At 71.4% G+C, this 13,594-nt stretch carries 10 protein-coding genes; all 10 read left to right on the top strand.

Annotated elements, in window-relative coordinates; translation table 11 throughout:
- Window positions 1–42: 42 nt before the first annotated feature.
- The 10 genes from ACPEEZ_RS02880 (at window position 43) to pstS (ending at window position 13,446) form a co-directional block, all read left to right on the top strand.
- Window positions 43–333: a hypothetical protein gene (locus ACPEEZ_RS02880; protein ID WP_423922508.1), complete on the top strand. Its 291-nt coding sequence runs from the start codon at window positions 43–45 to the stop codon at window positions 331–333.
- Window positions 333–1,814, top strand: coding sequence for a hypothetical protein (locus tag ACPEEZ_RS02875; protein ID WP_423922505.1), 1,482 nt, complete (start codon window positions 333–335; stop codon window positions 1,812–1,814). Before ACPEEZ_RS02880 ends, ACPEEZ_RS02875 begins: the two co-directional genes overlap by 1 nt.
- On the top strand, window positions 1,811–2,401 hold the full coding sequence (locus ACPEEZ_RS02870; protein ID WP_423922502.1) for a hypothetical protein: 591 nt from the start codon (window positions 1,811–1,813) through the stop codon (window positions 2,399–2,401). The genes ACPEEZ_RS02875 and ACPEEZ_RS02870 overlap by 4 nt, the downstream gene beginning before the upstream one ends.
- Window positions 2,398–3,060: a hypothetical protein gene (locus ACPEEZ_RS02865; protein ID WP_423922501.1), complete on the top strand. Its 663-nt coding sequence runs from the start codon at window positions 2,398–2,400 to the stop codon at window positions 3,058–3,060. The genes ACPEEZ_RS02870 and ACPEEZ_RS02865 overlap by 4 nt, the downstream gene beginning before the upstream one ends.
- Window positions 3,057–4,103, top strand: a complete 1,047-nt coding sequence (locus ACPEEZ_RS02860) for a hypothetical protein (protein WP_423922498.1) — start codon at window positions 3,057–3,059, stop codon at window positions 4,101–4,103. The genes ACPEEZ_RS02865 and ACPEEZ_RS02860 overlap by 4 nt, the downstream gene beginning before the upstream one ends.
- Window positions 4,100–8,485, top strand: a complete 4,386-nt coding sequence (locus ACPEEZ_RS02855; RefSeq protein ID WP_423922496.1) for an FtsK/SpoIIIE domain-containing protein — start codon at window positions 4,100–4,102, stop codon at window positions 8,483–8,485. The genes ACPEEZ_RS02860 and ACPEEZ_RS02855 overlap by 4 nt, the downstream gene beginning before the upstream one ends.
- Window positions 8,486–8,651: 166 nt before the next feature.
- Window positions 8,652–8,870, top strand: coding sequence for a hypothetical protein (locus ACPEEZ_RS02850; RefSeq protein WP_423922493.1), 219 nt, complete (start codon window positions 8,652–8,654; stop codon window positions 8,868–8,870).
- Window positions 8,871–8,990: 120 nt separating this feature from the next.
- Complete coding sequence (locus ACPEEZ_RS02845) at window positions 8,991–11,162, top strand: RNA degradosome polyphosphate kinase (RefSeq protein ID WP_423922490.1); 2,172 nt, start codon at window positions 8,991–8,993, stop codon at window positions 11,160–11,162.
- A gap of 2 nt (window positions 11,163–11,164) precedes the next feature.
- The gene (locus ACPEEZ_RS02840; RefSeq protein ID WP_423922487.1) at window positions 11,165–12,100 is read left to right on the top strand and encodes an NUDIX hydrolase; all 936 of its coding nucleotides are present in this window, start codon (window positions 11,165–11,167) and stop codon (window positions 12,098–12,100) included.
- 251 nt (window positions 12,101–12,351) lie between these two features.
- Complete coding sequence (pstS, locus tag ACPEEZ_RS02835) at window positions 12,352–13,446, top strand: phosphate ABC transporter substrate-binding protein PstS (protein ID WP_423922484.1); 1,095 nt, start codon at window positions 12,352–12,354, stop codon at window positions 13,444–13,446.
- Window positions 13,447–13,594: the final 148 nt, after the last annotated feature.

Here is a 13,594-nt window from a genome sequence, read left to right as displayed (position 1 = left end):
CGCCTTCCGCCCCGCTCACCCCCTCCCACGAACGGACGCCCCATGGCAGACCTCATCGTCGACGGAGACGCCCTCGCGACGTCGATCGACAACCTCGCCCGCGTGCGCGACGAACTGGCCGACCAGATGTCGGGCCGCGACGAGAACCACGACATCTTCGGGCAGCGTGACATCAACAAGGCGATGCGCGACTTCAGCGGGGACTGGAAGATCCACCGGAAGAAGATCAAGGACGACGTCGCGAAGCTGCACGACAAGCTCGTCGAGATGAACGACACCTGGAACGAAGCCGACCAGGAGATCAAGAAGAACATCCAGACGGAGACCGTCTGATGGGCGCGCGACCCGGCGAGTGGAACCTGCTGCACGAGAGCAAGGACCCGATGTCGGCCGATGCCGACCAGATCGACGTGCTGGCCACGTTCTACAGCGACATGGCCAAGACCATCCACGACGAGGCCGCGGTGCTGAAGCGCATCGGCGAAGGTGACGAGAGCCAGTTCAAGGGCCAGGGCGCCGACAAGGTGCGCGAGCGCAGCAAGAGCGTGGCCGAGAAGCTGGAGCAGATGTCGGGCCGCTACGACGCGGTCCGCGACGCCCTGCGCGGATACGTCCCCGCCCTGCAGCGCGGCCTGGCCGAGTCGAAGGGCGCGCTCGACGACGCCGTCGCCGCCCGCGACTCGATGACGCAGGCGAAGGGCATGGCCGACCCCCGCGTCGACCGCCCCGACGACGCGCCGCCGCTCACGAGCGACGAGGAGGGTGCCGGCCGCGCTAAGGACGCCGCCCTCGACAACGCCGACAGCGCCGCGGCCGCCGCGATCGCCCGTCTGCGCCGCGCGCAGGACGAACTCGACGCCGCCGGCCGGGCCGCGTCGAACACGATCCGCGCGGCGTGGAAGGACGGCCTGCACGACACGCTCGGCGACAAGATCCGCGCGTTCTTCAAGAACTTCCTCGCGATCCTGATCAAGGTGCTCACCTGGATCGGCATCGCACTGGCGGTGATCGCGATCATCATCCCCGGGCTCGGCATCGTGTCGCTCATGGCCGCGGTCACGGCCGGCGTGGCCTTCGCGGCGACGATCGCCCAGGCTGCGATGGGCGACGCGTCGTTCGTCTCCGTCATCATGGCCGCCGTCGGCATCGTCACGCTCGGCGCCGGTGCCGCCATCACGAAGATGACGAGTCTCACCAAGGGCGCCATGATCGGCAAGGGCGCCGCCCACACCACCAAGATCACCGAGAACGCCAACAAGGCGATGGCCTATACCGCGAACCAGGCGGCCCGGCGCAAGGAGATCTTCGACGACGTGCTCACGGGTCGCGCCACCGTCGAGGCGACCGTCACGCGCTTGAAGGAGCTCCCCGCGCGGATGAAGGAGATCGAGGCGTCGGCGGTGAAGCAGTTCAAGGCGGCCGACCTCGGCGCGGTCAAGCCGAACTGGTGGAACGTCGGCAAGCTCGGCGAGATCGCCAAGAACGACAAGAAGGCGATCCTCGAGCAGTTCGGCGAGAAGGGCTACTCGTTCGACAAGCTGATCGGCGTCGACGGCCTCAAGGGTCTGAAGGACATCCAGACGAAGGCGGCCGAGAGCGGCATCACGCTGAGCGCGCTGCGCAACGTCGACGGCCTCGTCTACTACACCGGCGGCGCGAAGGTCTACGGCTGGGCGAACACGATCTTCGGCCTGGGCGCCAACCCGACCGGCATCGGCGCCGACCAGTCGCGCTGGGCCGCGTGGGAGGCCGCGAAGAACGACTTCCCCGGGGGCAACCCGTCGACCGCCCAGATCGAGGCCGAGAAGCTGTGACGTCCCGCCAGGCCGTCGTGATCGACGTCGACGTCCCGTCGTGGCTGCTCGTGCCGACGGGCGACGGGGCCACCGACGCGTGGCGTGAGGCGGCGACGCAGCTGCTCGCGCTGGCGGCGGAGGCCGACGTCGCGGTCTCGGCCGCGCCTCCTCGTCTCGACCCCGTGGCGGCCGTGGACGGGCTCGTGGCCCTGGCCGCGAGCCTCGGCGACGGTTCGCGCGTCGTCGCCGGGCTCGACGTGCCCGGGGCCTGGCCTCTGCCGGTCGTCGTCGAGGCCGGGCTGACCGGCGACGACGCCCCCGACCTGCTCGAACGGACCCGCGCCCGCGGCGGCACCCCGCTCGAATCCCCGATCGTCGACGACCTGCCCGACGGGATCGGGCCCGGTATCGTGTCGACCCGCTTCGACCTCGACACCTCGGGCGCCGTCTGGGCGACGGTCGCCGCGGCCCGCCGCCGCGACGGGCTCGACGTCGTCGCCACCTGGCGCACCACCGATCTGTCGGTCGTGCCGCAGTTCACCCCGCACGTCGTCTCGCTGCTCGGCTCCGTGCGACTCGTCACCGTGGAGGCCACCACCGCATGACCGCGACACTCACCGCCTCGTTCGCCCTCGCGCTGCCGGCCGGCTGGGTGCGGCTCCCGGCGAGACCCGAGCACTCGGCCGACCGCGAGATCGACGCGATCGTGCGACTCGCCCTGCCCGACGACCTGCCGCGCGACAGCGCCGAGCCCATGCGGCGGCACCTGCGGCGGCGACTCGCCGACGCCGTCGACGAGGCCGGACGAGCCGGCGCGAGTGCCGTGTACCTGCCCGCCGCGCCGACCGGCGGCCCCGCGCTGCCCGTCTCGCTGAGCGAGGCCGAGGTGGACGACGAGTCCGAGTCGGAGCCGGTGCGCCTCATCGCGAGCCTGCTGTCGGAGGCCGGCCAGCTCGACGGTCTGCGCGACGTCGACGGGGCGGCGGCCGCCCGCACGGTCGAGACCGTCTCCTCCGACCAGAGCGAGGGCGCCTGGGAGCGGATCTGGTCACGCCGGGTCGTCTACACGGTCGCGGTGCCGCACCGGCCCGGACGCTGGGTCGTGCTGACCTTCACGGCCGCGTTCGGCGACGACGCGAGCGAGCGGCTGGCCGACGCGCTCGTCGAGCTCTTCGACGCCATCATGACGACGTTCCGCTGGACGGACGTGCCCGGTTCGGAGCCCACCCCGATCGAGACGGCGATCGCCGAGGCCGAGGCGTGACCCCGGCCGTCGCCGCGGCCGCACCGGCGGCCCTGTCGCCGTTCGTGCACCCGTTCGGCAACCTCGCGCTCACGATCGCGGTGCTGCTGGTGGTCGCGACGGCCGCGTTCACCGTTCCCGTGCTGATCTCGTCACGACGCGTGCAGAAGGCGGACGCCATCACGTGGGCGGACGACGTGCGGGCCGACCCCGGCGCGACCTGGGCGGTCGACCGGCTGCTGCGGGTGCTGTGGGCGGCGTGCGCCCGCGAGAACGTGACGTTCCCCGGCCTGCTGCGCGTGGTCGTCGGCCTCGACAGCGTCGTCGTCGACCTGGCCACGCCGGCCGTCGCGCCCCCGCGACCCTGGCGGGCGAGCGGCGACGGGCGGACCTGGACGGCCGACACGGCCGACCTGCAGGAGGAAGGGCTCGCCGAAGGCGCGGGAGACCGCTTCGCGACGGTGGTCGCCGTCGGCTCGTCCGACACCGGCCGGGTGCTCGTCGACCTGCACTCGCTGCACGGCGCCCTCGCGATCGACGGCGACCGCGCCGCCCGACTCGCCGTGACGCGGCGCCTCGCCGACCAGCTCGTCTCGTCGCCGTGGTCGCGCGGCGCGGCCGTCGTGCGGGTGGGCCTCGGCGACGACGAGCTGGGCGTGGGCGCGAGCCTCTCCCTCTCGGACGCTCTCGGCGTGGTCATCGCCAACACGGGCCCCGGCCTGCTCGTGCTCTCGGACCGCCCGTCGTCGTCGGCCTGGCTGATGCTGCGTCAGGCCCTCGAGCGCCCGGGCAGCCGGTGGGGCGTCGTGTTGCTCGGACGCGACCGCGACGTGCGTTGGCAGCTCACCGCGCACCGCGACGGCACACTCGCGAGCGATCACCTCGGACCCCTGCGCTGGGTCGACGTACCGCTGACGGGGTGGACTCCCCCGGCCGTGCCGGGCGTCGTCGTGGCGGGGCTCGCCGACCGCGAGGCGGACGACCTCGGGCCGCTCGACGCGGGCGCGCCCGCTCCCGGGCCGGCGACGCCCGCCCCCGTCGTCACGGGCTCGGCTCCGCGGTGAGGGTCTTCGTCACGGTCGTCGACGACCTCAGCGGCCGCCGCGAGGACGTCCTCATCGACGCCCCCGGCGACACCCCGCTGCGGCACGTCTTCGACGCGCTCGGCCGCGAGTGCGGCGCCCTCTCGCGCGCCTCGCTGGACGTCGACGACGACACGACGTTCGCCCGCAGCGGCCTGCTCGACGGCGCCCTGCTGCACGTCGGCTCGCCCCCGCCGCCGCCCGACACGCTCGGTCCCGCCGAGGCCCGCGTGGTCGGCGGCCGGGGCACGGGCCGCATCGCACCGTTGCTGGTCGGCCGGACGCCGGTCGCCCTCGACGCCGACGGCGGTCTCGTCTTCGGGGCGTCGGAGCTCGCGCCGGTGGCCGAGATCGAGATCGCGTTCGACGCCGGCGCTCGGGTGCGTCGTCGCGACGAGGGTGCGCCGCTGCGGCTCGAGGACGACGACCTCGACGCCGGAGGCGCGTGGCACGACTGGCCCGTCGCGTCACGACTCGCGGTCGGCGAGACACTGGTCGCCGTGCAGCCCACGTCGGTCGCCGACGTCGTGCTGCTGCGCGCCCCCGACTCCGGCTGGGTCGACTTCAACCGGCCGCCGCGGCTGCTGCCGCCGACGCCGCCCGTCAAGTACACGATCCCCAAGGTGCCCACGCCGCCGCAGCGGTCGCCGCTGCCGTGGATCATGGCCGCCGTGCCCGCCGTGTTCGGTCTCGTCATGGCCGTCGCGTTCCAACACGCCATCTACCTCATGTTCGCGTTCATGTCGCCGGTGATGATGATCGGCACCACGATCACGAACCGCCGCAACGGCAAGAAGAGCCACGGCCGCGCCCTCGCGGAGCACCGCGAGCAGGTCGCGCTGATCGAGCGCTACGTCGACGAGTCCGTCACGGCCGAGCGCGACCGCCGTCGCGCCGACGCCGCCGACGCGGCCGAGCTGCGCGTCGCGGCACGGGTGCCCACGCGCCGCCTGTGGGAGCGCCGCCCGACCGACCCCGACCACCTGCACGTGCGGGTCGGCACCGCCGATCTGCCGAGCACCGTGCAGATCCAGGACGACCGATCCACCGACCCCCGCGCGGTGCCCACCGGCACGACACGTCGGGTGCCGGTCACGGTGTCGCTCGCACGCTCGGGCGTCGTCGGCGTCGCCGGCGCCGACGGGTGGCAGCGTCGGATCGCCCGCTGGCTGGTCGGCCAGCTGGCCGTCGCGCAGAGCCCCCACGACGTCCGGGTCGTCGTACTGACCTCCGTCGCGGCCCTGCCCTCGTGGCGCTGGACGACGTGGCTGCCGCACGCCCGCCCGCCCGAGGGGTCGGAGGCGCTGGCCGCCATCGGCGCGGACTCCGAGACCATCGGACGCCGGCTCGCCGAGCTGTCTCTCGTGCTGCAGGAGAGGCGGGACTCGATGGCGAACCGCGCCTCCCGCGCGACCCGGTTCTCGCCCGAGTACGTCGTCGTGCTCGACGGTGCCCGCCGCCTGCGCGCCATGCCGGGCGTCGTCGGGCTGCTGCGGCACGGGCCCGAGTGCGGCATCCGCGTGATCTGCGCCGACGACGAGGAGTGGCAGCTGCCCGAGGAGTGCACGGCCACCGTCGTGCAGCGCTCCGACACGCGGCTCGTACTGCGCCGGCACGACGAGACCGACGTCGACGACGTGCTCGCCGACCTCGTCGACGACGACTGGTACGACGAGGTCGCCCGCGACGTCTCGCCCGTCCGCGACATCAGCTCGACCGACTCGGCGGGTCTCGTGCCCGACAAGGCGGCCCTGCTGCCCGTGCTGGGCCTCGAGCTGCCGACCGGAGACCGGATCGCCGACCGCTGGAGCGAACGCGGCGCCTCGACCGAGGCCGTCGTCGGCGTCTCGATCGACGGACCGTTCTCGATCGACCTCGTCAAGGACGGCCCGCACGGGCTCGTCGCCGGCACGACCGGCTCCGGCAAGTCGGAGTTCCTGCAGACGCTCGTCGCATCGCTGGCCGTCTCGAACCGGCCGGACGCCATGACGTTCGTGCTCGTCGACTACAAGGGCGGCGCCGCGTTCAGCGCCGTCGCCGACCTGCCGCACACCGTCGGCCTCGTCACCGACCTCGACTCTCACCTCGTCGAGCGGGCGCTGCGCTCGCTCCGCTCCGAGCTGACCCGTCGCGAGCACCAGCTGGCCGCCGCGTCGGCGAAGGACATCGAGGACTACGACGAGCACCTCGCGCGCGGGGGCGCCGGCGAGCGCCTGCCGCGGCTCGTCATCGTCATCGACGAGTTCGCGGCCCTCGCCAAGGAGCTCCCCGACTTCGTGACGGGGCTCGTGGGCATCGCCCAGCGCGGTCGCTCGCTCGGTGTGCACCTCATCCTCGCCACCCAGCGCCCGTCGGGCGTCATCAGCCCCGAGATCCGGGCCAACACGAACCTCCGGGTCGCCCTGCGCATGACCGACAACGGCGAGAGCTCGGACGTCATCGACATCCCGGACGCCGCCCGCATCGCCAAGTCGTTGCCGGGTCGCGCCTACGCACGCCTGGGGCACTCGTCGGTGGTGCCGTTCCAGTCGGCGCGCGTCGGCGGTCGCAGCACGAGCGACAGCGACGGCTCGGCCGCCGCGCCCTTCGTGCGCCTCTTCGATTGGCGTCAGGCGTCGCTCGGACTGCCCGAGCGGCCCTCGGTCGGCGTCGCCGCCGTCGACACCGACCTCGCCGTCCTCGTCACCGCGCTCTCGTCGGCGACCGACCTGCTCGCCGTGCCGGCGCAGCGCAGCCCCTGGCTGGCGCCCCTGCCCGACGTCTCGCCCCTGACGCTGACCGACCCGGAGGCGCGGGCCGGCTCCGAGAGCCCCCTCGCCTTCACCTGGGGCACGGAGGACCTGCCCGATCGGCAGGAGCAGCGCTCGGCCACGATCGACCTCGACCGCTTCGGCCACCTCTACGTCGTCGGGGCGCCCGGCTCGGGCCGGTCGCAGGCGCTCCGCAGCATCGCCTCGTCCGCCGCAGCCGCCCTGTCGACCGCCGATCTGCACGTCTACGGGCTCGACTGCGGCAACGGCGGCATCACGTCGCTCGGCGCGTTCCCGCACACGGGAGCCGTGGCCCAGCGCACGCAGCTCGACCGCGCGACCCGCCTGATCGACCGGCTCATCGCCGAGATGGGCCGGCGGCACGACGTGGTCGGAGCGGCGGGCGTCGCGAACATCACGGAGCAGCGGGCGACCGCACCGGCCGGTGCCCGCCTGCCGCACATCCTGTTCGTCATCGACCGCTGGGAGAACTTCGTCGGCACGCTCGGCGAGATCGACGGCGGCCGCCTGACCGACTCCATCCACTCCCTGCTGCGCGACGGCGCCAGCGCCGGGGTGCACCTCGTCATCTCGGGTGACCGGTCGCTGCTGACGAGTCGCATGGCCGTGCTCACCGACGACAAGGTCGTGCTGCGTCTGACCGACCGGCTCGATTACAGCCTGGCCGCCATCGACCACAAGTCGCTGCCGTCCGACATCGCGGCGGGCCGCGGGTTCCGAGCGGGCAGCGGCGTCGAGGTGCAGGTCGGAGTACTGGGCGACGACGTCAGCGGACAGGCGCAGGTCGCCGCGGTGCGAGAGCTCGCGGCCCGTCTGCACGAGGTCGAGCCCGTCGGCACGCGCTCCGTCACGCCCTTGCGGGTCGACGACCTGCCGAGCGATCTCGACCTCGACACGGCCCTCGGGCTGGCCGGAGCCGACGCGGCGCGACCGCTCTGGGCGCTGCTCGGCGTCGGCGGCGACGAGATGACCGCCCAGGGCATCGACCTCGAGAACGACGCCCCGACGTTCGTCGTCGCGGGCCCGTCCCGGAGCGGCCGCAGCACCATGCTGCTGACCATGGCCGAGTCGCTGCTCCGGGCCGGGACCGAGCTCGTCGTCGTCTGCCCGCGCCCGTCCCCGCTGCGCGGCCTCGCCGGTCGGGAGAACGTGCGCGGCGTGCTCACCGGCGTCGACCTGACCGATGCCGACCTCGAGCCCCTGCTCGCCCCGGACGGCCGCCCGGTCGCCCTCGTCGTCGACGACGGCGAGCTCCTACTCGACATCCCGGCCAAGGCCTGGCTGCGCTCGTACGTGCAGACGGCGGCCGACCACCGGCGCGGCCTGCTGCTCGGCGGCAACTCGACCGGGCTGTGCGCCGGGTTCACGGGGTGGCAGGTCGACGCGAAGAAGAACCGTCGCGGCGCCCTGCTCAGCCCGCAGGCCACCATCGACGGGGACCTGATCGGCGTGCGCGTCACCCGCTCGATGGTCTCGGCCAAGGTCACGCCCGGCCGGGCGCTCGTGCACCTCGGCTCGGGTGAGCCGTTCACCGTGCAGGTGCCGGTGGCGGCCGCCGCGACGCCGGACGCGGTGCCCGGCGTCGCCTCCTGACCCGCGCCTCCTTCGGGGTACAGCAAAGGGGTACAAACGGGGGTCGGTCGGTGCTACTCCTGGGGCACCTCCAGGACTGGCACCCCGCTCACAGCGCGAGGGTGTGGATTGAGGGGCCGCTCGACGAGCGGTCGTACCGACCGACCTCTTCTCAAGGAGCACCATCATGAACCCCGTCAAATTCCTCTCCGATCTCGGTGTCAAGAGCGAGCACGCCTACTGGGGCGGTTTCGCCTCCATCGTCATCGCCCTCGTCGCCTGGATCGCCTCGCAGGGCAAGGACAGCAACGACAAGGCGCAGTCCGACCGTTGGGGCATCTTCATCGGACACTGGGCCCCCACCTTCTTCGCCCTCGGCATCGCGCTGAAGAACGAAGAGAAGTAGGCGCTTCCGCGTCTTCTGAGCGTCGGCGATCGTCGGCGCGGGACTCCTCCACAGCATGGCTTTACGTCCCGTTCACCCGGGAAGGCACTCGCGGGCAACCGGCGGTGGCACGATAGAGCGATGGACAGCAGCGAACCCCGCGTCGACGGTGCCGGCGTCACCCCCGACTTCCTCGACGACTTCGACGAGATCGTCAGCTTCGAAGAGGGCACACTGCCTGCGGAGCGGTATCTCGATCGCGAGTTGAGCTGGCTGGCGTTCAACCAGCGTGTCCTCGAACTGGCCGAAGACCCGGCCACCCCCCTGCTCGAGCGGGCCAACTTCCTGGCCATCTTCGCCAGCAACCTCGACGAGTTCTTCATGGTGCGCGTCGCCGGCCTGAAGCGGCGCATCGCAACCGGTCTCGCCGTCCCCACCAACGTGGGTCGGGGCCCGAACGAGGTGCTGGCCGACATCAGCAAGATGGCGCACGAGCTGCAGGAGCGCCACGCGAGGGCCTTCCTCGACCTCGTCAAGCCCGACCTGGACGACGCCGGCATCCACATCGAGAACTGGTCCGACCTCGAAGAGGCCGACCGCGTCCGCATGCGCGAGATCTTCACCGATCAGATCTTCCCGGTGCTGATGCCGCTGGCCGTCGACCCGGCGCACCCCTTCCCCTACATCTCGGGGCTCTCCCTCAACCTCTCCGTGCGCGTCCGCAACCCGAAGACCATGCGCCAGGAGTTCGCGCGTCTCAAGGTGCCGCAGATGCTGCCGCGCTTCGTGCAGCTGCCCGACAACGACAGCGGTCGCGTGCGGTTCATCCCGCTCGAAGACCTCATCGCGAATCACCTGCAAGATCTCTTCCCGGGCATGGAGGTCGTCGAGCACCACGTGTTCCGCGTCACCCGCAACGAAGACGTCGAGGTGGACGAAGACGAGTCGGAGAACCTGATCCAGGCGCTCGAGCGCGAACTGCTCCGACGCCGTTTCGGGCCGCCGATCCGTCTCGAGATCACCGACGACATGGACCCGGTCACCCTCGAGCTGCTCGTCCGCGAGCTCGACGTGACCGACCAGGAGGTCTACAGCCTGCCCGCGCCGCTCGACCTCGCGGGCCTGTTCGAGATCACGAAGATGCCGCGGGCCGATCTCAAGTACCCGAAGCACCTGCCGACGACGGCCCTGCAGCTGCAGCCGACCGAGCCCAACATGAAGCCCGACATGTTCGCGAGCATCGCCCGGCAGGACATCCTGGTGCACCACCCCTACGAGTCGTTCGCGACGAGTGTCCAGGCCTTCCTCGAGCAGGCGGCGGCCGACCCCAACGTGCTCGCCATCAAGCAGACGCTCTACCGCACGAGCGGTGACAGCCCGATCATCGAGGCCCTGATCGACGCGGCCGAGGCCGGTAAGCAGGTGCTCGCCCTGGTCGAAGTGAAGGCGCGCTTCGACGAGCAGAACAACATCACGTGGGCCCGCAAGCTCGAGAAGGCCGGCGTCCACGTCGTCTACGGCCTCGTCGGTCTGAAGACGCACTGCAAGCTCGCCCTCGTGATCCGCCAGGAGAAGGGCACGCTGCGGCACTACACGCACATCGGCACGGGCAACTACAACCCGAAGACGAGCCGCATCTACGAAGACATGGGTCTCTTCACGGCCGACGACCAGGTCGGCAAAGATCTGACGCGTCTCTTCAACGAGCTGTCCGGCTACGCGATCGAGAAGAAGTTCAAGCGACTGCTCGTCGCCCCGCGCTACCTGCGTCGCGGTCTGCTGAAGCAGATCCAGACCGAGATCGAGCACGCGCAGGCCGGTCGCCCGTCGGGCATCCGCATCAAGATCAACTCCATCGTCGACGAGCAGATCATCGACGCGCTGTACCGGGCGAGCCAGGCCGGTGTGCCGGTCGACGTCTGGGTGCGCGGCATCTGCACGATCAAGCCGGGTCAGCCCGGGCTCAGTGAGACGATCCGGGTGCGCTCCATCCTCGGGCGCTACCTCGAGCACTCCCGCCTGTTCTGGTTCGCGAACGACGGCGACCCCCAGGTGTTCATCGGCAGCGCCGACATGATGCACCGCAACCTCGACCGCCGCGTCGAGGCCCTCGTGCGACTCACGCAGCAGAACCACCTCGACGAGGTCGACTCGCTGTTCGAGCGCGCGATGAGCGACGAGACCGCGTCGTGGTGGCTGGAGGCCGACGGCACCTGGACACGCCATGCCCGCGACGAGAACGACAAGCCGCTCGTCGACCTGCAGAATGCTCTGATGAGACAGATCGCGCAGCGGAAGCGCTCCAGCCGGTGACCGTGACGACGACGACCGTGGTCGCGGCCGGCGCCGTCTGTTGGCGCCTGGTCGACGGCGCCGTGCAGGTCCTCCTGATCCACCGCGATCATCACGGCGATGTCTCGCTGGCCAAGGGCAAGGTCGACCCCGGCGAGACCATCCCGCAGACGGCCGTCCGCGAGATCGCGGAAGAGACCGGCTACCACGTCGCGCTCGGGGCACCCCTCGGCACGGCCGAGTACCTGCTGCCCGGCGGCCGTGACAAGGTCGTCTACTACTGGGCCGCCGAGGTGACGGCCGCCGAGTTCGAACGCGCCGGTACGTTCACGCCGAACAGCGAGGTCGGTGCGATCGAGTGGGCACCGCTGGACGTCGCCATCGGGAGGCTCACCTACGAGCGCGACGCCGAGGTGATGCAGCGCTTCGCCGACCGTGTCGCGACGAAGACGATGCGCACCTTCCCGTTGATCGCCCTGCGGCACGCCAAGACGGTGTCGCCGAGCGACTGGCACGGCTCGGACGCGACCCGGCCGCTGCTGCCGCAGGGCCGCAAGCAGGCGAAGGCGATCGCCCCCGCCATCGCGGCCTGGGCACCCGAGCGGCTCATCAGCAGCACCGCCGCCCGATGCCTCGCGACGCTCGAACCGCTGTCGTCCCTCCTCCGGGTCGGTGTGCGCCAGACCGACGCCATCAGCCAGGACTCGTTCGAGTCCGAGCAGGACGACGTCACGGCCGTCGTCAAGAAGCGCCTCAAGAAGCGCGTGCCCGCCGTCATCTGCAGCCACGGCCCCGTGCTGCCCGAGATCGTCCGACAGATCGCCCAGGGCACGAAGAAGGGCGAGCGTCTCGACCTGCGCCGCGCCTCCTCGCTCGACACCGCGTCGTTCACGGTGCTGCACATCTCGGTCGACGACGCGACGCTCGTCGCCGTCGAGACCCACGGGCCGCTCGGCTGACGCCGACCTCTCTCGCACGCGCCCGAAGCGGCGTCCACTCGGCGATCACGCCGAGGGGCGCCGCTTCTCGCGTCGTTACCGGAGCGTGATCGCCCGTCCCCCTCGTGTCCCCCTTTCGGACCCGATGTTCCCCCCTCGTTCACCTGCCGTTTACCAGCGCGGACGACCGTGGTTAACCGTGAGACGTAGCGTCGCTCGCGGGTCGGCACCTGGCCCACGAACCTCACATCACATCCCGAAAAGGAACCCCAGTGAACTTCAAGCGCACCGGCAGCATCGTGGCGATCGCCGCGGTCGGCACCATGCTCCTCGCGTCCTGCGCGTCGAACGAAGGCGGCTCGACCCCTTCGGACGCCGCCACCGCGTCGAACCTCTCGGGCACGATCAACGGCATCGGCTCGTCCGCTCAGGGCACCGCTGAGACCACCTGGATCGCGGGCTTCCAGCAGGCCAACGAGAAGGTCACCATCAACTACGACCCGCAGGGCTCCGGCGCAGGCCGCACGAGCTTCATCTCGGGTGCCGCCGACTTCGCCGGCTCGGACGCCGCGCTGAAGGACACGGAGCTCTCCAGCACGTTCGCCGCCTGCGCTCCCGGCACCAAGGGCATCGACCTGCCGATCTACATCTCGCCGATCGCCGTTGCCTACAACGTCGAGGGCGTCACCGACCTGACCCTCGACGCCGCGACCATCGCCGGCATCTTCAAGGGCACCATCACCACGTGGGACGACGCGGCGATCAAGAAGCTGAACCCCGACGCCAAGCTGCCCAGCGCCGCGATCACGGCCGTGCACCGCTCCGACGACTCGGGCACCACGCAGAACTTCACCGAGTACGTCAAGGCCAACGCCGGCGACGTCTGGGACGCCGAGTCGGGCCAGACCTTCCCCTACAGCGTCGGTGACGCCGCCAAGGGCACGTCGGGTGTCGTCGACGCCATCAAGAACTCGACCAACAGCATCGGCTACGCCGACGAGTCGGGCATCGGCGACCTCAAGGCCGCGAAGCTCATGGTCGGCGGCAAGGCCACCGAGCTGAACGCCGAGGGTGCTGCGGACGTCGTCGCCAACTCGCCGATCGCCGACGGTCGCGAGGCCAACGACCTGGCCATCAAGATCGACCGCACCTACGACGCCGACGGCGCCTACCCCCTCCTGCTGGTCAGCTACATGATCGCCTGCCAGGAGTACGCCGACAGCGCCAAGGGCGAGATCGTCAAGGCCTACGCCGACTACGTCGCCAGCGAGGCCGGCCAGAAGGCCGCCGCCGAGCAGGCCGGCTCGGCTCCGCTCTCGAAGGACCTGGCCTCGAAGGTCGCCGAGGCGATCGCTACCATCAAGTAACACGGCTTCACCGGCCTGGGTCGCGGCGTCATGCCGCGGCCCAGGCCACTCCCCTGCTGCGACCCGGTCGCAGCCGCCCCGCCCCCGGTCGCGTCCGACCAGGGCACCTCCCCGAGCGTCACACAGCTCCTCCCACCCGGAAGGCACA

Source organism: Frigoribacterium sp. 2-23, assembly GCF_049601585.1.
Taxonomy (GTDB): Bacteria; Actinomycetota; Actinomycetes; order Actinomycetales; family Microbacteriaceae; genus Frigoribacterium.
This window is presented reverse-complemented; position numbering and strand designations above follow the sequence as displayed.

What these genes read in the sequence shown, in the direction of transcription:
- ACPEEZ_RS02875 (WP_423922505.1), top strand. Translation starts at nt 333, where the DNA reads ATGGGCGCGCGACCCGGCGAGTGGAACCTGCTGCACGAGAGCAAGGAC.
- ACPEEZ_RS02850 (WP_423922493.1), top strand. Translation starts at nt 8,652, where the DNA reads ATGAACCCCGTCAAATTCCTCTCCGATCTCGGTGTCAAGAGCGAGCAC.
- ACPEEZ_RS02865 (WP_423922501.1), top strand. Translation starts at nt 2,398, where the DNA reads ATGACCGCGACACTCACCGCCTCGTTCGCCCTCGCGCTGCCGGCCGGC.
- ACPEEZ_RS02880 (WP_423922508.1), top strand. Translation starts at nt 43, where the DNA reads ATGGCAGACCTCATCGTCGACGGAGACGCCCTCGCGACGTCGATCGAC.
- ACPEEZ_RS02845 (WP_423922490.1), top strand. Translation starts at nt 8,991, where the DNA reads ATGGACAGCAGCGAACCCCGCGTCGACGGTGCCGGCGTCACCCCCGAC.